At 64.3% G+C, this 17,400-nt stretch carries 16 protein-coding genes; 9 read left to right on the top strand and 7 right to left on the bottom strand.

Annotation, left to right across the window (positions count from 1 at the left end):
• Positions 1–98: 98 nt before the first annotated feature.
• Positions 99–2,387 carry an ATP-dependent DNA ligase gene (locus CH290_RS19115; RefSeq protein WP_033189053.1) on the bottom strand — a complete coding sequence of 763 codons (2,289 nt, stop codon included), beginning with the start codon at positions 2,385–2,387 and terminating at the stop codon, positions 99–101.
• A gap of 49 nt (positions 2,388–2,436) precedes the next feature.
• Between CH290_RS19115 and CH290_RS19110 the strand changes: the two genes are divergently transcribed.
• The gene (locus CH290_RS19110; protein WP_026348109.1) at positions 2,437–2,865 is read left to right on the top strand and encodes a type II toxin-antitoxin system Rv0910 family toxin; all 429 of its coding nucleotides are present in this window, start codon (positions 2,437–2,439) and stop codon (positions 2,863–2,865) included.
• Between the two features lie 11 nt (positions 2,866–2,876).
• Here the strand turns inward: CH290_RS19110 and CH290_RS19105 are convergent, their stop codons facing one another.
• Both CH290_RS19105 and CH290_RS19100 read right to left on the bottom strand, forming a co-directional pair.
• Positions 2,877–3,311: a hypothetical protein gene (locus CH290_RS19105; RefSeq protein ID WP_033189023.1), complete on the bottom strand. Its 435-nt coding sequence runs from the start codon at positions 3,309–3,311 to the stop codon at positions 2,877–2,879.
• A complete protein-coding gene (locus CH290_RS19100) occupies positions 3,304–3,684 on the bottom strand; it encodes a hypothetical protein (protein ID WP_019666933.1) in 381 nt (126 codons plus the stop codon). Before CH290_RS19100 ends, CH290_RS19105 begins: the two co-directional genes overlap by 8 nt.
• Positions 3,685–3,945: 261 nt before the next feature.
• On the opposite strand from CH290_RS19100, the gene CH290_RS19095 reads away from it, so the two are divergent.
• The 8 genes from CH290_RS19095 to CH290_RS19060 are packed head-to-tail and all read left to right on the top strand — an operon-like array spanning position 3,946 to position 11,272.
• Positions 3,946–4,470, top strand: coding sequence for an MSMEG_0572/Sll0783 family nitrogen starvation response protein (locus CH290_RS19095; RefSeq protein WP_026348108.1), 525 nt, complete (start codon positions 3,946–3,948; stop codon positions 4,468–4,470).
• Between the two features lie 9 nt (positions 4,471–4,479).
• On the top strand, positions 4,480–5,535 hold the full coding sequence (locus CH290_RS19090) for an MSMEG_0568 family radical SAM protein (protein WP_033189022.1): 1,056 nt from the start codon (positions 4,480–4,482) through the stop codon (positions 5,533–5,535).
• Positions 5,535–6,938 (top strand): MSMEG_0567/sll0787 family protein, encoded by a 1,404-nt coding sequence (locus tag CH290_RS19085; RefSeq protein ID WP_027498928.1) that lies wholly within the window; start codon positions 5,535–5,537, stop codon positions 6,936–6,938. The genes CH290_RS19090 and CH290_RS19085 overlap by 1 nt, the downstream gene beginning before the upstream one ends.
• Positions 6,935–7,816 (top strand): carbon-nitrogen hydrolase family protein, encoded by an 882-nt coding sequence (locus CH290_RS19080; protein WP_033189021.1) that lies wholly within the window; start codon positions 6,935–6,937, stop codon positions 7,814–7,816. Before CH290_RS19085 ends, CH290_RS19080 begins: the two co-directional genes overlap by 4 nt.
• On the top strand, positions 7,809–8,099 hold the full coding sequence (locus CH290_RS19075; protein WP_019666928.1) for an MSMEG_0570 family nitrogen starvation response protein: 291 nt from the start codon (positions 7,809–7,811) through the stop codon (positions 8,097–8,099). Before CH290_RS19080 ends, CH290_RS19075 begins: the two co-directional genes overlap by 8 nt.
• On the top strand, positions 8,096–9,352 hold the full coding sequence (locus CH290_RS19070; RefSeq protein WP_033189020.1) for an MSMEG_0569 family flavin-dependent oxidoreductase: 1,257 nt from the start codon (positions 8,096–8,098) through the stop codon (positions 9,350–9,352). The genes CH290_RS19075 and CH290_RS19070 overlap by 4 nt, the downstream gene beginning before the upstream one ends.
• 4 nt (positions 9,353–9,356) lie before the next feature.
• Positions 9,357–10,211: a carbon-nitrogen hydrolase family protein gene (locus tag CH290_RS19065; protein WP_033189019.1), complete on the top strand. Its 855-nt coding sequence runs from the start codon at positions 9,357–9,359 to the stop codon at positions 10,209–10,211.
• Entirely contained in the window at positions 10,208–11,272 is a 1,065-nt protein-coding gene (locus CH290_RS19060; RefSeq protein ID WP_033189018.1) for an MSMEG_0565 family glycosyltransferase, read from the top strand. Before CH290_RS19065 ends, CH290_RS19060 begins: the two co-directional genes overlap by 4 nt.
• 2 nt (positions 11,273–11,274) lie before the next feature.
• On the opposite strand, the gene CH290_RS19055 is transcribed toward CH290_RS19060, so the two are convergent.
• The 4 genes from CH290_RS19055 to CH290_RS19040 form a co-directional block, all read right to left on the bottom strand.
• Positions 11,275–12,318, bottom strand: coding sequence for an adenylate/guanylate cyclase domain-containing protein (locus CH290_RS19055; RefSeq protein WP_019666922.1), 1,044 nt, complete (start codon positions 12,316–12,318; stop codon positions 11,275–11,277).
• The gene (locus CH290_RS19050) at positions 12,311–13,741 is read right to left on the bottom strand and encodes an HAD-IB family hydrolase (protein WP_033189017.1); all 1,431 of its coding nucleotides are present in this window, start codon (positions 13,739–13,741) and stop codon (positions 12,311–12,313) included. The genes CH290_RS19055 and CH290_RS19050 overlap by 8 nt, the downstream gene beginning before the upstream one ends.
• On the bottom strand, positions 13,741–16,065 hold the full coding sequence (locus CH290_RS19045) for a glycerol-3-phosphate 1-O-acyltransferase (protein WP_033189052.1): 2,325 nt from the start codon (positions 16,063–16,065) through the stop codon (positions 13,741–13,743). The genes CH290_RS19050 and CH290_RS19045 overlap by 1 nt, the downstream gene beginning before the upstream one ends.
• Positions 16,066–16,244: 179 nt before the next feature.
• Entirely contained in the window at positions 16,245–17,396 is a 1,152-nt protein-coding gene (locus CH290_RS19040) for an SGNH/GDSL hydrolase family protein (protein ID WP_052083124.1), read from the bottom strand.
• Positions 17,397–17,400 lie beyond the last annotated feature (4 nt).

Below are 17,400 nucleotides of genomic sequence, written 5' to 3'. Positions count from 1 at the left end.
ATATAGGGAAAAGCAGTCCGCTCGTTACGCCGCCCCCCGGCAGCGATCACCGAAGACTCCGAGATTTTATGGCACGCGGCTACAAACTGACCAGTCGGCTAGGGATCGTTCTCGAGAACCACGTCAGTCGGCTGTTTGTCGTCACGAACGCCACGCCAACTCGGGTGCCTGAGGTGCATGGAGTCCGTCCATTCGTAGAACCGAACCTCGCCGACGAGCGACGGTGTGACCCATACCGCATCTTTTCGGTCGGCGGTCGGGAGCCGTTCCTCGAACGGCGACTCGTCCGACTCCAGAGGCGAGAGCAGCGCGGCCAGAGTGTCGAGTGCAGAGTCGGTGAACCCCGTTCCCACCCGGCCCAGATACCTCAGTCCGTTCGGGCCGGGAATGCCGACGAGCAGAGAACCCAGACCACCGCCGCGCCTACCTTTCCCGCGTCGCCACCCGCCGACGACGACTTCTTGTGTTCGCCAGTTCTTCGTCTTGATCCAGGTGTGCGCGCGTCGACCTGGCTGGTACACGGAGTCGACACGCTTGGCGACGACGCCCTCCCAGCCACGCTCGACGCTGGTGGCCAGAGCTTCTTCTGCCGTGCCCGTGAGCGCCTCGGGCACCAGGACCGACTCCAGGCCGGTCGTGAGGAGTTCGAGCAGCTTGCGCCGGTCCGAGTATTTCTTCTTCACCAGCGATGTGCCGTCGAGGTGCAGTAGATCGAACGCGATGAACTTCACGTCGGTACCGGAACTCGATTGCAGCAGTTCGAAACTCGTCGATCCGTCGGCAGCGAACACCACGGCCTCGCCGTCGAGGACGGCCTCGTGGTCGGCAAGATCCGCGGCCAGCGCCGAGAGGGCGCGGAACCGCTCGGTCAGATCCTTGCCGGTCCGAGACTCCAGTTTCATCTCCCCGTGGGACATCCGCGCGACGACCCTGAAGCCGTCCCACTTGCCCTCGAACGCCCATTCGCCGTCGGGCAGGTCGGTCACGTCGCCTGCCGTCGCCAACATCGGCTGAACGCTCTTCGGTAGCTCGGGTGCATCCTTTTCTTTCATCAGGTGCATGAGCCACTGGTTTCCCTTGGTGCGGATCAACGCGAAACGGCCCTGTGCCCGAGTGCCTTTCAGAACGACGATGACCTCGTCGTCACGCCACTTCTCGAGTTCGTAGGTGCCCGAATCCCAGATGGTCACCTCGCCGCCCCCGTACTCGCCCTTGGGGATGGTGCCCTCGAAGCGTGCGTACTCCAGTGGGTGATCCTCGGTGTGCACCGCGAGGCGGTTCTGAGCCGGGTCGTCGGGAATGTTCTTGGGCACGGCCCACGAGACCAGGACACCGTCGTGCTCGAGGCGAAAGTCGTAGTGCAGGCGCCTCGCATGGTGTTCCTGGATGACGAACGTGTCGTCGTGTTCGTGTTCGTGTCCAGGGGTAGTGCCGCGAGGTTCGGCGGCGTCGGGCACAGGTTCGGGCGTCTTCGACGCGCTGCGCATGCTGCGGTACTTGGTGAGCTTGTCCGGCTCGCGGACCTCCAACGGCGGATCGAGGTCGGCAAGCAGATCGCCGTCGTCGTGGTATCTGCGCAGGACCTCCTCGAACCGAAGCTGGTGCAGACCAGGTGATTCCAGCTCGTCCCAGGAGCGCGGTGCGGCGACGGTCGGCTCAGATCTGCCGCGCATCGAGTACGGCGCGACGGTCGTCTTCTTGCCGTTGTTCTGCGACCAGTCGACGAACACCCGTCCGGTTCGCTTGGCCTTGGCCATCGTCGCCGTGATGCGGTCCGGTGAGCGCTCCTCCAGCAACGTCGCCACACGCTTGGCGACGGTCGACGCCCCCGATGTCGTGAGCGGCTTCTCCAGCGGCACGTACAGGTGGATGCCTTTGCTCCCGCTCGTGACCGGAAACGCCGTGAACCCGATCTCGGCGATCAGATCGCGGATCTCGCAGGCCACCTCGGCGCAACGGGCCAGGTCGACGTCGTCCCCGGGATCCAGATCGAACACCATGCGCGTCGCCGGTCCGGGCTGACTGCCGTCGAACCGCCACTGCGGGACATGGGCCTCGATGGCAGCTTGCTGCCCGAGCCACGCCAAGTCCGCCGTGGTGGAGAACAACGGATACGTCACCACCCGATCGGAATGCTGCATGTCCCGGCGATCCAGCCATTCCGGCGCCGACGACGCGAGATTCTTCTCGAAGAACGACGATTGCTCCACACCGTTCGGCCACCGCTTCCGAGTCACGGCCCGACCGGCCAGATGAGGAAGCATCGCAGGCGCAATCGTCGTGTAGTACTCGATGACCTGACTCTTGGTGGTGCCCGTCTCCGGGAACAACACCTTGTCCAGGTTGGTCACCGAGACCTTCCGACCTGCGATGTCGAGCGTCGCCATGATCGCCACCATAGTTTGGCCGTCGCCGACGTGGGACATGATGGAAGGTATGGCGACGATCAGTGTGACCGTGCAGATGCCCGAGAACCCTCAGGGCGCGTGGGACAAGGCGTCGGCCCTGGACAGGTTCGACGAGTGGATGACCATCCACGGTGGATGGTGCAGCCCGCCGCCGAAAACGCTGTCCAAGGGCACCGAAGTCGAATCCCTCGTGAAGGTCAAAGGCTTCAAGAACACGATCCGATGGACGTTCACCGAGTACAAGGAACCCGAGCTCATCGAAATGTCCGGCAGCGGAAAAGGCGGCGTCAGGATTTCCCTGACGATCCACGTCCGCGAAAGCCCCGGCGGTTCCGAACTGACCCTCGACGCGGAATTCGGCGGCGGCGTCCTCTTCGGTCCCGTCGGAAAAGTCGTCGCCAGAGCACTCGACTCGGATGTGAAGAAATCCGTCGCCAACCTCGCGGCGCTGAAGTAGAGGACTCCGGTTTACTGCGGAGTGCGCGGCTGCCGGGTGCGACGCAGCCACCACAGTCCGGCGATGGGAAGTACGACGGGGATGAAGACGTATCCCTGGCCGAAGTGAGACCAGACCGTTGCGTCGGGGAAGTCGTCGGGCTGGATGTAGCTGAGGGCGCCGATCGCGAGGACGCCGACCAGTTCGATGATGCACGACACCGTCACCACCTTGCGTGATGCCTCGGTGGCACGAGCGAGCCCGACCGTTGCGACGATGTAGACCACTGCAGCGACGGCCGACAGGATGTACGCGAACGGTGCGACGTCGAACCGCGTCGTCAGCTGCACGATCGATCGGGACGTTGCAGCCACAGCGAACACCGCGTAGACGGCGATCAGGAATCGGCCGAATCCGGTGCGTGTCGCCTGCTGCAGGTGGTCCCGGGGTGACGAGGTATCAGGCATATCCGGCCCATATCTGGCTGAGGCGCAACACCATGGCTGCGAGGGTGACGACGGCGACGAGCAGCACTGCTGTACCGCCGCGTGAGCGATCGCCGAGCGACCACCAGGTGCCGATCGGCAACAGTAGCAGGAGCCCCACGAGGTACGAGCCGAACGTGAGGCGATGTATCTCGCGGTCGCTGGTGAACATCATGGCGAATCCGATGACTGCTTGAGCGAGCACGACGGCCTCGGTCGCGGCGATCGTCCAGAACAGCGCCCGGTTGGATCGGTACTTCAGGAGTACCGGGCTCCCCATGACGAGTTTGACCAGAACCCACACGCCGACGATCAGGGACATCACGTACAGCAAGCCTGTGACGGCGCCGATCATCGTTTCCTCGTTCGAACTAGGCAGTGGTGCGGGTGGTCAGTAGAACTCAAGAGTATCGGTCCGCGCACGTGCCTCGATGTGAGCCCTTCGAAACAGTGCGTTATTCCGCGCGTGACCATTCGGAAATGGATGGGGCTTGTACTTGTCTCATGGCCGAAGAGCATCTCCGGCTTCGATTCTTCTCTCCACCGGTGGCCAACGATTGCCCACTCGGTTCTCAGTCACCCGCTGATCGACAACCTCTCATCCCAGGAGCACTACGTGTCCGATATCGACAACGCCATCGCCGAGAACATCGCCAAGTCCCTCTCGGAGATCCCGCATCCCTCGCTCCCCAAGGGCAGCAACATCTACGGTTCCACCAAGATCTTCCCCGACTACAAGGCCGAGAACGGCGAGAGCTACTTCACGCTCGTGCACGGTATCGCCCACGAATCATCCGTCAGTTTCGTTGCCGTGCTGCAGGCAACGAGGGCACTGCGCAAGGGCTTCGAGTCGGCCATGTACTTCTACGGTCCCGGCGCTATCAATTGCCTTGCCACGCGCGGCTTCCCGACGACCGGCGACTCAGGGTTCCCGGGCGAGCAGAACATCAACGACTCGCTCGCGACGTTCATCGCCGAGGGCGGCACCGTGTTCTGCTGTCGCTTCGGCCTCGCGCTGCACGGTGGCCGCGAGGAAGACCTGATCGAGGGCGTCATCCCGGCGCATCCCCTCGACGTCCAGGACGCCCTCATTCACTACGCACGCAAGGGCGCCATCATCAACTCGACCTACATGGTCTAGGAGCCTGACATGTCTGTCAGTACGCGTGTAGACCTGGCGTTGCTCGGAGTTCGAGGGACGCCGCCGGTCAACAGAACGGCCGGCGCCGGGCCCAGCGACGACGGGCATGTTCGAATCGATGGTCTCGGCGCAGCCATCCCTCGTAATCCGTTGAGTCCGTATGTCCTCGAAGAGGGGCGAATCCTGTTCGACGGATCGGACATCGGTCTCGACGTCCAAACAATCGACCGGCCGAAATTCTACGACCTGAAGACTGCCGACGGAATCGCCTACGAGAAGATCGCCAAACTCCACGGAACCAGCGTTCTCGCAACTACCGTCGTGCAGACGTGTATCAGGTACGGCGCAGACCAGCGCTGCCGGTTCTGCTCCATCGAGGCGTCGCTGGAAGCAGGAGACACGATCGCTGTCAAGACTCCGGCGCAGCTCGCCGAGGTTGCCGAAGCTGCAGTCCGACTCGACGGTGTCACCCAGATGGTCATGACGACGGGTACCTCCGCGGCGAAGGATCGCGGAGCGCGGCACCTCGCACGGTGCGTCAAGGCCATCAAGGCCGTGGTCCCGGATCTGCCGATCCAGGTGCAGTGCGAACCACCCGGCGACCTTCAGACCATCACCGATCTCTACGACGCCGGTGCCGAATCCATCGGCATTCACGTCGAATCACTCGACGACGATGTCCGTCGGAAATGGATGCCGGGTAAGGCCTCGGTGTCGATGGACGAATACCGAGCAGCGTGGAAGGAAGCGGTTCGCGTCTTCGGGCGCAACCAGGTCTCGACGTACATACTCGTCGGCCTCGGTGAGGATCCGGACGAATTGGTTTCGGGTGCAGCTCAACTCATCGAGATGGGTGTCTACCCGTTCGTCGTTCCGTTCCGGCCGCTCGGCGGCACGCTGGCTGTCGACGTCGACCATGCGGTCGCTCCGAACCGAGACGTGCTCGAGGACGTGACGCGCCGGGTAGCCAAGGAATTGCAAGCGGCATCGATGCTCGGTTCGGATCAGAAAGCAGGCTGCGCGGCGTGCGGAGCGTGCAGCGTACTGCAGAATGCGGGTGGCTGATGTATGCGAGTGACTTGGCCGGTCTGTCGGGAACGGTACCTACCGAAGCCGATTCGCACTTCTTGATCCAACCGTGTTCGAACGCTTCGCAGCTCGGCACCTACCGCCGATTGAGACGCGACATCTTCGTCCGAGAGCAGGGGCTGTTCGCCGGGTCCGATCACGACGACGTCGACGACGACCCGCGCACGGTAGTACTGGTCGCCACTGCATCCGACGGCAGCGTGCTGGGCGGAGTTCGGTTGGCTCCCTGCACATCGACCGATCTGGGGTGGTGGGCTGGCAGCCGGTTGGTGGTTTCGTCGGCGGCGCGCACATCCGGGGTCGGGCCGGCGTTGGTGCGGGCCGCGTGTGCGCACGCCGAAAGTCACGGCGTACTGCGCTTCGACGCCACCGTGCAGAAACAGAACGAAACGCTCTTCACCAGGCTGGGATGGGTCAGACGCGCCGACGTCGACGTGCACGGCGCGCCACACGTCGCCATGTACTGGCCGATCGATCGAATCGAGCGGCTCGTGGTCTCGACCAAGGCGATGCTCGCGGGTGTGCTCGCACCCTTGCGTGCTCAGCCACTCGGTCTCGGTGCCAAAGGATTCCGTGGCGACGACGGAGTCCCCGTTCCGGGGAGCGACATCATCGCCGCGTGCGACGCCATCCTGCCTTCCATGGTCGACCGCGATCCCGAATGGGCGGGCTGGTGTGCCGCACTGGTCAACCTGAACGACCTGTCGGCAATGGGGGCCCGGGCCGTCGGAATGCTCGACGCGGTCGGTGCCCCGACACAGTCGAGGCTCACGCGCATCGTCCGAGGGTTGGCCAACGCGTCACAGGCCTGGCAAGTACCGGTCCTCGGTGGTCACACCCAGGTCGGGGTGCCGTCGTCGCTGTCGGTCACGGCACTCGGAAGTACCCCGCGCCCCGTTCGCGCCGGCGGCGCGTCCGCCGGAGACGTCCTGACTCTCACCGCGGACATCGAAGGCAACTGGCGACGGGGTTATCAAGGTCAGCAGTGGGATTCGTCGTCCAGACGAAACTCCGAGGAGCTCACGCAGATGGCGTCGTTCGTCGCTCGGACGGCGCCCCGAGCCGCGAAGGATGTCTCGATGGCCGGCCTCGTCGGCACCACCGGAATGCTCGCCGAAGCGAGCGGAACCGGAGCCGTTCTCGACGTCGCCTCCATCCCCAAACCCGACGCCGCCGCCATGGGCGAGTGGGTCACGTGTTTTCCAGGGTTCGCGATGATCACCGCGGACCGTCCCGATGCGCAGTGTGCACCGTCGGGACCAGCAGTATCCGCTCGATGCGGCCAGCTCACCGACATTCCGGGCGTCGCTTTGCGGTGGCCCGACGGAATCACCACGTCAGCGGTCACGTCCACCGTGACCGGATTGGGAGAAGCATGAACGACACGACCATCTCCGTGGCCGCAGCCGAATTCGGCCGCGACATGGAACAGGGATACCGGACCATTGCCGCGTTGCTCGAAGAGGCGCGCAACCGCGGAAGTCAACTGCTGGTGCTGCCCGAGGCCTGCCTCGGCGGGTACCTCCCTTCGTTGGGCGGCGGTGACGAATCCGAGGAAGCGCGCCAGCGCAGGCTCGAAAGCCTTCCTCCTGCTTTGGAACTGGACGGACCGGAGTTGAAGCGGGTCATCGACATGGCCGGTGACACGGTGATCACCCTCGGATTCTGCGAGAAGGACGGCGACACACGCTACAACGCGGCGGTCACCTTGCACGGCGACGGAATACTCGGCTCGTACCGCAAAGTGCATCAGCCACTCGGCGAAAACCTCTGCTACGACGCAGGCGACAGCTACGCTGCCTTCGATACTCCGGTCGGCCGGATGGGCATGCAGATCTGCTACGACAAGGGATTCCCCGAAGCCGCACGTGAACTTGCGCTCGACGGCGCGGAGATCATCACCTCCATCTCCGCGTGGCCGACCGCCCGTACCGCGACAGTCGAAAACATGGAGGACGACCGCTGGAAGCAGCGCTTCGACATCTACGACCGCGCCCGCGCACTGGAGAACCAGGTGGTGTGGGTGGCAGCCAACCAGTCGGGCACCTTCGGATCCTTGCGGTTCGTGTGCAGCGCCAAGATCGTCGGACCCGGTGGCGAGATTCTCGCGGGCACCGGCGTCGAACCCGGTTTGGCGACGGCGACGGTGGATGTCCAAGGGTTGATGGCGGCTGCACGCGGAGGCGGAATGTACAACCTGCGCGATCGTCGGCCCTCGGTGTACAAGACCATCACGAAAGAGCCAGTTCATGCCTGAGATGCGATTTCTCGTGCAGTGGCCCGACGGCCGCGAACAATCCTGTTATTCACCGTCTCTGGTGATGCACGATTACCTGACGCCCGGAGCGGAGTACTCGGTCGAGGAATTCGTGAAGCTGACCTCGGAAGCGTTGACGGTGGCCAGCGATCGCGTGCTGGCGAAATTCGGAATGCGGTGCACCTCCGCCGCCCAGCAGATGGAAGAAATTCACGACGTCGGCGCCGGGTACTCCTCGGGCGCAGTTCGTGTCCTGAGTATGTCGGGAGCTGAATTGTTATGAGCGAACATCACTCCGTGATCGTCGTCGGCGGTGGACAGGCGGGACTGTCCATCAGCTGGCATCTGACGCAGCGAGGAATCGACCACGTCGTCCTCGAGGCCGAGACCGTCGCGCACGAGTGGAAGGATTCCCGCTGGGACAACTTTACCCTCGTCACGCCGAACTGGCAGTGCGCCTTGCCCGGATTCTCCTACGGCGGTGACGATCCCGACGGCTTCATGAAGCGCGACGAGGTCTACGACTTCGTCCGGCGGTACGCAGACACCTTCGACGCACCCGTCCGCGAACACGTCTCGGTGGTGAACGCACTCCAAGGCACCGAGGGCGGCTTCGATCTCGAGACCACAGCCGGGCCGATGCACGCCGACCACCTCGTCGTTGCGGTCGGGGGATATCACATCCCGACGATCCCGCGTTTCGCCGAGAAGCTGCCGAGCGACATCCTTCAGATCCACTCGTCGGAGTATCGCGGGTCTCATCAGTTCCCGGACGGTGACGTGCTGGTCGTGGGTACCGGACAATCGGGTGCGCAGATCGCCGAGGACCTGCACCTGGACGGCAGGAGGGTGCACCTGGTCGCGGGGACCGCTCCGCGCGTCGCACGGTTCTATCGTGGCCGTGACTGTGTCGCCTGGTTGCACGACATGGGCGTCTACGATGTGTCCATCGAAGATCAGCCCGGTGGCGTCGGAAAACGCGAGAACACGAACCACTACGTGACGGGACGCGACGGTGGTCGTGACATCGACCTGCGCGCGTTCGCGACCGAGGGCATGCAGCTCTACGGCCGGCTTCTCGGCGTCGACGACGGGGTGCTGCGGTTCGCGCCGACGCTCGAAGCGTCACTCGATGCAGCCGACGCCGTCGCCGAGTCCATCAAGGACAACATCGATGCCTACATCGAGCGTGAGGGTATCGATGCACCCACCGAGAAGCGCTACGTTCCGGTGTGGCGTCCGGAGCAGGAGACCACGGAGCTCGATCTGGCAGACAGCGACGTCACGGCAGTGATCTGGTCCGTCGGCTTCCGTACCGACTACCGGTGGCTGAAGGTCGGTGCGTTCGACGGCGAGGGCCACCCGACGCACAACCGCGGTGTCACGTCGGTGTCGGGTCTGTACTTCCTCGGGCTGCCGTGGCAACACACCTGGGGGTCGGGACGCTTTGCTTCCGTAGCCCGCGACGCCGAGTTCCTGGCCGAGCAGATCGGCTTGGAAATCAGTGCTGCTCAGCCGCAGAAGGTAGTGGTCTAGCTTCGTGACATCCATCAGGATAGGCGCTCTGGCAGCACACTTCGGTCGAGACGTGGATCGCGCGGTGTCCAAGATCGTCACGATCGTCGACAGCGCCAAGCGAGACGGACTCGATCTTCTCGTGCTGCCGGACGCCTCCCTCGGTGGGTACATCGACAGTCTCCGCAATCCCGACGTGTCCGAACTGCCGCCGACTCTGGACATCGACGGACCGGAGATCGCCGCCATCATGGCCGCGGCCGGGGATCTGACCGTGTGCGTCGGGTACACCGAGCTGGCCGGCGGGCTTCGCTACAACGCCGCGGTGTGTCTTACCGGCGATGGTGTGCTGGGTAGTCACCGGAAGGTGCATCAGCCGTTGGGTGAGTCGCTCGCCTACGCTGCGGGGGAAACATTCTCGGCCTTCGACACTCCTGTCGGTCGGATGGGCATGCTGATCGACTACGACAAGACGTTCCCGGAATCCGCTCGCACGCTGGCGTTGGACGGTGCTCGCATCATCGCTGCATTGTCCGCGTGGCCTGCGAGTGTGACCGACCGGGCGTCCAGTCTGCCCAACGATCGCCAGTCTCGGTTGTTCGATCTGTACGACGCAGCACGTGCCGCGGAGAACCAGGTGGTCCTGGTCTCGTCCAACCAGACCGGGGTGATGGGTTCGCTCCGATTCCTCGGACAGGCCAAGATCGTCGGTCCCGGCGGCGACGTGCTCGTCAAGACACGCGACAAAGGAGGCCTCGCCGTCGTCGACATCGACGTCGACGCCGAAGTCGACCGTGCGCGCCGGGGTCTGCACCACCTGGAAGAGCGGCGAGTGGATGCGTACCCGAATCTGTTGGACGAGAAAGGATCAGGAAGTTGAAGGTGGCACTCCTGACGTACTCGTCCAAGCCGCGCGGCGGAGTGGTGCACACGCTTCATCTGGCCGAAGCGCTCGCCCGCGCCGGCGAGGACGTCACCGTGTGGTCGCTGGGTCGAGGCGGCGATGCGGCATTCTTCCGTCCCGTCGATCCGTCGGTGACGGTCAGAATGGTTCCGTTCGAGGCCCGCGAGAACGAAACCGTCGGAGACAGGATTCTTCGTTCGATCGACGTTCTGGGGCAGGCATTCTCGCGCGAGGAGCACGACATCGTCCACGCGCAGGACTGCATCTCGGCGAATGCCGTGGGGCAGTGCATCCGGACTATCCACCACCTCGACACGTTCACGACCCCCGCGCTGGCTGCGTGCCACGAGCGCGCGATCACGGAGCCTCGTGCGCGGATCTGCGTATCGGCCGCCGTGGCCGAAGAAGTACGAGCCGGTTGGGGTTTCACACCCACGGTGATTCCGAACGGAGTGGATGCGCAGCGCTTCGACGCCGCAGCGAGGTCGAGGGGAACCCAGTGGCGGGACAAGCTCGGGAAGTACGTCCTGGCGGTGGGCGGCATCGAGCCTCGAAAAGGGTCACTGGACCTGCTCGACGCCTTCTCGTTGCTGAACAGGCCGGACTTCTCGCTCGTGTTCGCCGGAGGGGAAACACTGTTCGACTACCGCGACTACCGGCATGAATTCGATTCGCGGGCAGCAGAAATGGGAATCGAACCGGTCGTGCTCGGCGTCGTCGACGACGAGGAACTGCCGCACCTGGTCGCGCAGGCGAGCGTTCTTCCGTTCTTCTCGACGAAAGAGGGCTTCGGTCTGGCCGCCATGGAAGCGCTCGCGGCAGGCACACCCGTCGTCGCCCGCGACCTGCCGGTACTGCGTGAGGTGTTCGGGGACGCCGTCACGTACGCGACGAGCCCACAGGACATGGCGTCGGGACTGGCGGATGCGATCGATCACGGCCACGACCCGGACGTCGGTCGCGCCCTTGCGCGCAGCCTGACGTGGGACGAAGCAGCACGCAGGCACCTCGACTTCTATCGGTCGGTCCTCACATAGGGTCAGTCTCTTCTGTTCCTTCGCAGTGCGTGCGGCTTGAGCTTGTGGAAGCCGCGAACACGAAGGGAGCGAAGAGACTTGAGGTAGAACTCGGAATCTTCCCTCAGCAGTTCCGTCAGCGTCGTGTCCACCAGGATGGTTCCCGGGTGCGCCGAGCTGGTCAGGCGCGCAGCCATGTTGACGACCGAACCGTAGAGGTCGCCGTAACGGGCAAGCACCGGTCCCCAGGCGATTCCGACGCGAAGCTCGGGCATGTCCTCGTAGGTCGCGAACGCATCCTGGAGATCGAGGGCGATGTGGGCGGCGTCCTCGGGCGTCTGCGCACTGAACATCACTTCGTCGCCGACGTTCTTGATCACCGAACCACGACCGCGCGCAATGATGTTGGTGGCCACGGACTCGAACTGCTCGAGCAGTTCGGTGAGCTCGTCGATGGCGAGGCGTCGCGTCAGGCTGGTGTATCCGACCATGTCGGCGAAACCGACGGCCAAGGTACGGCTGGTGGTCTCCTCGCCCGGATCGGCGATGGCGCGGCCGGCGGTGGCCGCCAGATGCCTGCGCCAGGTGTAGGACTGCAGGGCTTCGAGAGTCGGCACCGTCTGCGCCGCGATCTCGCGCGCGTCGCGGCGGATGGCGTCGAGGTCTGCGGGGCTCGCGAGCTCGTCCGCGTCCCGGCCCTCGGCGTCACGTCCCTCGGCGACGCGGTCGTGTATGTGACTGTTCACAACGCCCACTTGCCATTCGGTGAGCCTGGACATCGTCTGACCGAGGGTGCGCGCGATGGCGACCTCCATGTCCGGCCGGATGACCTTCTGCTCGGTGAGACCGGTGATCATGCGCAGAGCATCGAGGTCCGCGTCGGTGTACACGACGGCATCGGCGTCGGTGTGAACCGGGAAGCCCATCGCGATCCACAATTGAATGACTCGCTCGAGCGGTATCCCGGATTTCTCGACGATATCCGTGCGCGTGTATTTCGGTGTTCCCCCCAGCAGATTCTTTTCGATTTCTCTCTGCACGACCGAGTTGATCTGTTCTTCAGGCATATCCCAGCGTTCTGTCGAAAAAGGACCGGACGTCGTCGATGTAGTTGTCGATCTTCTCGGGAACCCAGTCCTCGGTGGAGATGGGCTCGCCGACGGTGACATCGACCGTACCGGAGTGCGCGGTGAAATCCTTCTTCCACATCACGTCGCCTGCGTTGTGGATGACGATGGGAACGATGGGTACGCCGGCCTGCATCGCGAGGTGGAAGCCGCCCTTCTTGAACCGGCCGAGCCGCGACGTCGGCATCCGGGTGCCCTCGGGTGCGATCGCCACGGAAATGCCGGAATGCAACTTTTCGATGGCCGGGGCCATGGCCTCTCTGGCCTGGGCTGGATCGCCGCGGTCGATGTAGGCGACGTCGAAGATCTTGCCGAGAAGAGCGAATCGCGGGTCGCGTTCGAGTTCCCGCTTGGCGACGGCGGTGATGTCGCGACGGAGGATCGACGCCACGATGATCGAATCCGCGGTGCTCTGGTGATTGAACATGAACACCGCAGGCCGAGCGGACCACGCATTCTCGGTGCCGACGACGTTCAACTTCACGCCCGCGAGCGTCAGCGCGATGTCCGGGGCGATGGAGGAGGTGATGTTGGCACCCGTCCGCCTGCTGCGAGTCAACAGGCCGAGACCGAGCCCGATCCCGGCACTTGCGAGGACGGAACCCAGGGCAGCGGTACTGCGAACAGCCGACGCCAGGTCGGTGCCGCGCTTGGGGTTCTCGAGCCTCAACGACGTCCAGCCGGCCTTGTCCGCGTGCCGGGTGAGCTCCTCGTCGGGGTTGAGTGCGACGGGTCGACCGACCTCCGCCAGAAACGGCACGTCCTCGCCGCCGTTGGAGTATCCGAAACAGCGAGCCAGGTCGAGGCCCTCCCGGTCCGCGTAATCCGCGACGGCCTTCGCTTTGCGCGGCCCCCACAACGACGTCCCGACGAGTTCGCCGGTGAGGACGCCGTCGACGACGACCGGTGTGGTGCACAGCAACTCGTCGAACATCAGGTCCTGCTCTACGGGAATGGCCTGATACGGGGTCGCGGAGGTAGCCATCACCAACCGGTGCCCCGCGTGTCGGTGTGCTTCGACGAGCCTGCGGGCCTGCGGGTAGATCATCGGTGCGATCTCGTTGCGGAACAGCGTGTATGCCTGCTCCATGAGGTCCTCCTCGCGCCGTCCCTCTAGACCCTTGACGGCCTTGCCCATCAGATTGTCGACGGGGGAGTTGCGCATCCGCATCTCCACGACGGCGCTCGAGATCTCCCACAGTTCGTGAACGGTGACATCGAGAGTCTTCAGTCGTTCCAGGAACACGGCTTTCGCGGAGAAGCCGTTGATCAGCGTGCCGTCGAGGTCGAAGATTGCCGCAGTGTCCGGGCCTTCGGGTGCCTCGGCGATGGCCTGCAGCTGGAGGTCGAGAGGGCTGGTCATCAGGCGTCGTCCTCACGTTCGTCGGTGCTCGCGACAGGGGCCGGAAGGGTCAACGGATCCACCTCGTCGAGCATGCGGTGGGCCATGTCGCGGACGATTCTCGCTTTCCGTGCCCATTCGTTGATCTCGCGGGCGAAGTCCCGTCGGCGCTGCGCAAGGTTCTCCCCGCCCGGATCGACGAGGTTGCGATTGTCGGCCAATTGCAGTGCAGTGTCGAAGAGTTCACCCGAGATGGCTTCGCTGTGGTCGAGTTGTTGCCGAAGCCTGCGGGCCTGAGCTGCGCCGAGGCAATGCGTGACGAACGACGCCTTGTCGAACTCGACTCCGGTGGGCTGCAGCATGAGCTGATCCGCCACCACCTGATAGGCCTCCAGGATGGGCTGCAACACGCGGTGAGCGAGATGCAGGTCCTGGGACTCGAGCTGCCGCGAGGAGTACTCGGGATCGTCCAGATTGGCGCGCCAATCCGGATCGATCAGTGCCACTTCGGCTTCGAGGCGATCACCGAAGTCCTTCTTGTCGCCGAAGAAGAACTCGAATTTGAGCAGGTCGCGGAGCTCGAGCGCCGACTTCCACAACGATTCGGGCGTCGACGGTGTGCCCTGGCCCAGGTCAGGCAGGACGACCAGTTCGCCGATGGCGCGCATCACGAAGTAGTGAATTGCGTTGTTGCGGAAGAACGCCGCAACCAGGTGCTTGTCCTGGGCGAGATAGAACACCGGCTCGGGTCCGTCGTCGAAGCGCTTGACGACGCCCGCATTCACCTGCGCGATGACGGCGGATCGCACCACGTCGACCTCGCTGATGTCGATGCCGCCCGCCGTCGGGAGACCGCGTCTCTTGATGTAGCTCGCAAGAGGCGAGATGATGGCCCACATCTCGTGCACGTTCAGGGCGCGGTCTTCGATGCCAAGCAGTGCCATCGTCACCAGCGCGGCAGGGGTCACCGGCGTCGTGTCGTTGATCGCGTGCGACACCGTCAGCGCAATCTTCTGCACCGCAACGCGTTTGTCCTCGTTGTCGTCGAGTATCGACCGCACCGAGACGGGCTCGGCGAAGTTGAGGTACACGTTGCCGCGCAGTTTGCCCTGGGCGCGGATGTAGCCGATGGCCATCCGTATTCCCTCGGCTTGCTTCTGCGCGCCGTGGGATTCGGCGGCCATGGCGCCGACCTCGTGGAGTCGGTCGTACGTGATGGCCGTCGGCACCAGATAGACATCCTCGGCGTCGCTGGACTCGAGGGCGTCGACCAGATAGGTCAACAAGCCGAAGCGCGGCGGACGGAGTTTGCCGGTGCGGCTACGTCCGCCTTCGATGTACCACTCGAGATTGAAGCGCTTGCTCAGCAGGAAGCTCATGTACTGACGCAGCGTCCACTTGTAGATCTCGTCGGAGAACTTGCGTTGGATCAACACGACGCCACTGCGTTTCGCGATGGGGCCGATGGGCCAGAAACCGACGTTGATGCCGCCCATCACGTGGTTGAGCGGCAGCCCTTCGGCAAGCAGTGCGGGCCGCAGGACCAGAGGATCGAGGTACGAGCGATGGTTGGGGAGGAAGACGAGAGGGTGCTTCTTGTTGAGTTCACGCACCTTCTGCAGTTGAGCTCGGTCCACGTCGACCTTGTACGCGCGAGAGAAGTAGGCGCCCAAGGTGCCCCACATCTCGACCGCCCGCCTGGTCTCGGTGGCCACCATCTCGCCGAGGATGGTGTGTACCCGTCGCTCCACCTCGGGTACGTCCTCGCCGACCTGTTGCGCGAGCTCCGCGATGCCGTCGTGGAACTTCTTCTGTTCGGTCATGTCCTCGACGACGAAGCGCGGAATCTTGTACTCCGAGCCGATGACGTCTCGCTCGGCCCGGTCGAGGGCAAGAGTGGCCTGGCGGGCGATGAACGAGGACAACGACCTTCCGCCCGACTTCTCGAACTTGGCCGACAGATCGCCCAGCGTCGCGGGTTCGCCGACCAGGACGGCGGACCTGTCCGGGTCGTCGCCTTGGACCCATCGTTGCCAGGTCTTCGTCGGGAGCGAGTTGCCGCGCGGTGCGAGTGCCCGACGGAGGAATCCGGGTCGCTTCTTGGCCGACAGGGTCACGCGAAGCGGAATCAGCAGGGGGTCGTCACCGATCCCGCGTACCAGCTCGGCCACCTGCCCCGACGAGTCGCCGGACAGCGCGATCGACGGAGGACGAGTTTCACCGTCGGGCGTCGTCGCGTCGATCCACGAGTTGAGTGCCTGGATCTCGAGAGCCCCCGCTGCGTCGAGCAAATAGACCTGCCGGCCTTCGGCTGTTCGCTGATCACTCGCTTCGACGTGGTACATCGAGTCCTCCCGTTTCCCGTACCGCACGCAGGTACTCGGCCAGGCTACGGGGGCGAAGCGGCCGATATGCGGGTTTGGGGTCGGCTATCTCACAATGCTCTCGCCATGCGCCTCGGGCTGCCGCGCAGTAGGCTGGAGGTCGTCGTCGAGTGAAGCTCCGACAAAGCCAAATCTATCTGTTACTTCGAGTTACACATAATTCTGTGCGGCGGGAACGACTCGACGAACCGTTCGGCAATCCGACGATGAGCACGGGCGTCCGGGTGCAAGGCGTCGGGCAGCGGGAACTCGTCGAAGTCGCTCGGACCGTACAGATCCAGACCGTCGACGAGATACAGGTTCGGATCCTCCCGCTGGTCGAACACGCGCCGCAGTTCGTCCCGGACCACGGTGAGCGTCAGCTTCCCCGGCCCCGGATCACCTGTCGCGACGAACCGCACGGCGCCCTCGGCCAGTGCGTCGGGGTCGAATGCGCCTGGCCCCGGAGTGTTCTCGTGGATCGGGCAGTAGAACGGTGATACCACCACGATCGGTGTGCTGGGGTGCCCGTCGCGAATCGTGTCCAGAAACCCGTGGACCGCGGGCGTGAACGCGCGCGTCCGCATGACGTCACCGTTCACGAGGTTGATGCCGACCTCGAGGCTGATCACCTCGGCAGGCTCGTCGCGCATGACCCGGGCGACGAACGGATCCAGCATCGCGCTGCCCGAGAACCCGAGGTTCGTCACGGAAAAACCCATCGCCGACGAGCTCAGTCCCACCCAGGTCGTGCTGGGACTCGTCGCGTTCGATCCCTGGCTGATGGAACTGCCGTAGTGGATCCACCTCGGCCTCGCCTGCCGCTCGGAGGTGGATGCGGCGACGATCGGAGAGTCGCTGCGCAGCGCGATCAACTCGACGTGCTGATTGTGCGGCAGCCATATCTCGACGTCCTTGGCGCCGGGTGTCATCTCGAATCGCACCGGAACCACCGGGCCGTCCGTTCGATCGACACTGCCGGTCACCATGTCGACCGACAGCACGTTGCCACCAGCCGACGCCACGCTGTGCACGAGTTCGCCGTCGATCGTCATGTCGAACATCCCCGACGGACGGGGCGGGAGTCCGACGAACTCCTGCCGCGTCGGAAGGGCGTCGAGTTCGACGACTGTCGCATCGGTGCGGAAAGCCAGCCGAACTCCCGCCGGTTGCACCTCGGCCCCGGCGATCCGGTCGTCGGGAAACCGGCTGCGAGTCCACGCGGGCAGCCGGTGCGGAATCAGGCCTCGTTCGGTGACCTCGACATCGAGTGCGCCGAGAAGAAGGTCGGAGGTGACGGGTGTCGATCGCATGCAT

It is taken from the genome of Rhodococcus sp. 06-156-4 (genome assembly GCF_002259345.1).
Taxonomy (GTDB): Bacteria; Actinomycetota; Actinomycetes; order Mycobacteriales; family Mycobacteriaceae; genus Rhodococcoides; species Rhodococcoides fascians_E.
This window is presented reverse-complemented; position numbering and strand designations above follow the sequence as displayed.

Excerpts from the sequence above, each read along its gene's own strand:
- CH290_RS19115 (WP_033189053.1), bottom strand. The coding sequence starts at position 2,387 with ATGGCGACGCTCGACATCGCAGGTCGGAAGGTCTCGGTGACCAACCTG.
- CH290_RS19110 (WP_026348109.1), top strand. The coding sequence starts at position 2,437 with ATGGCGACGATCAGTGTGACCGTGCAGATGCCCGAGAACCCTCAGGGC.
- CH290_RS19105 (WP_033189023.1), bottom strand. The coding sequence starts at position 3,311 with ATGCCTGATACCTCGTCACCCCGGGACCACCTGCAGCAGGCGACACGC.
- CH290_RS19100 (WP_019666933.1), bottom strand. The coding sequence starts at position 3,684 with ATGATCGGCGCCGTCACAGGCTTGCTGTACGTGATGTCCCTGATCGTC.
- CH290_RS19090 (WP_033189022.1), top strand. The coding sequence starts at position 4,480 with ATGTCTGTCAGTACGCGTGTAGACCTGGCGTTGCTCGGAGTTCGAGGG.
- CH290_RS19085 (WP_027498928.1), top strand. The coding sequence starts at position 5,535 with ATGTATGCGAGTGACTTGGCCGGTCTGTCGGGAACGGTACCTACCGAA.
- CH290_RS19080 (WP_033189021.1), top strand. The coding sequence starts at position 6,935 with ATGAACGACACGACCATCTCCGTGGCCGCAGCCGAATTCGGCCGCGAC.
- CH290_RS19075 (WP_019666928.1), top strand. The coding sequence starts at position 7,809 with ATGCCTGAGATGCGATTTCTCGTGCAGTGGCCCGACGGCCGCGAACAA.
- CH290_RS19070 (WP_033189020.1), top strand. The coding sequence starts at position 8,096 with ATGAGCGAACATCACTCCGTGATCGTCGTCGGCGGTGGACAGGCGGGA.
- CH290_RS19055 (WP_019666922.1), bottom strand. The coding sequence starts at position 12,318 with ATGCCTGAAGAACAGATCAACTCGGTCGTGCAGAGAGAAATCGAAAAG.
- CH290_RS19050 (WP_033189017.1), bottom strand. The coding sequence starts at position 13,741 with ATGACCAGCCCTCTCGACCTCCAGCTGCAGGCCATCGCCGAGGCACCC.
- CH290_RS19045 (WP_033189052.1), bottom strand. The coding sequence starts at position 16,065 with ATGTACCACGTCGAAGCGAGTGATCAGCGAACAGCCGAAGGCCGGCAG.
- CH290_RS19040 (WP_052083124.1), bottom strand. The coding sequence starts at position 17,396 with ATGCGATCGACACCCGTCACCTCCGACCTTCTTCTCGGCGCACTCGAT.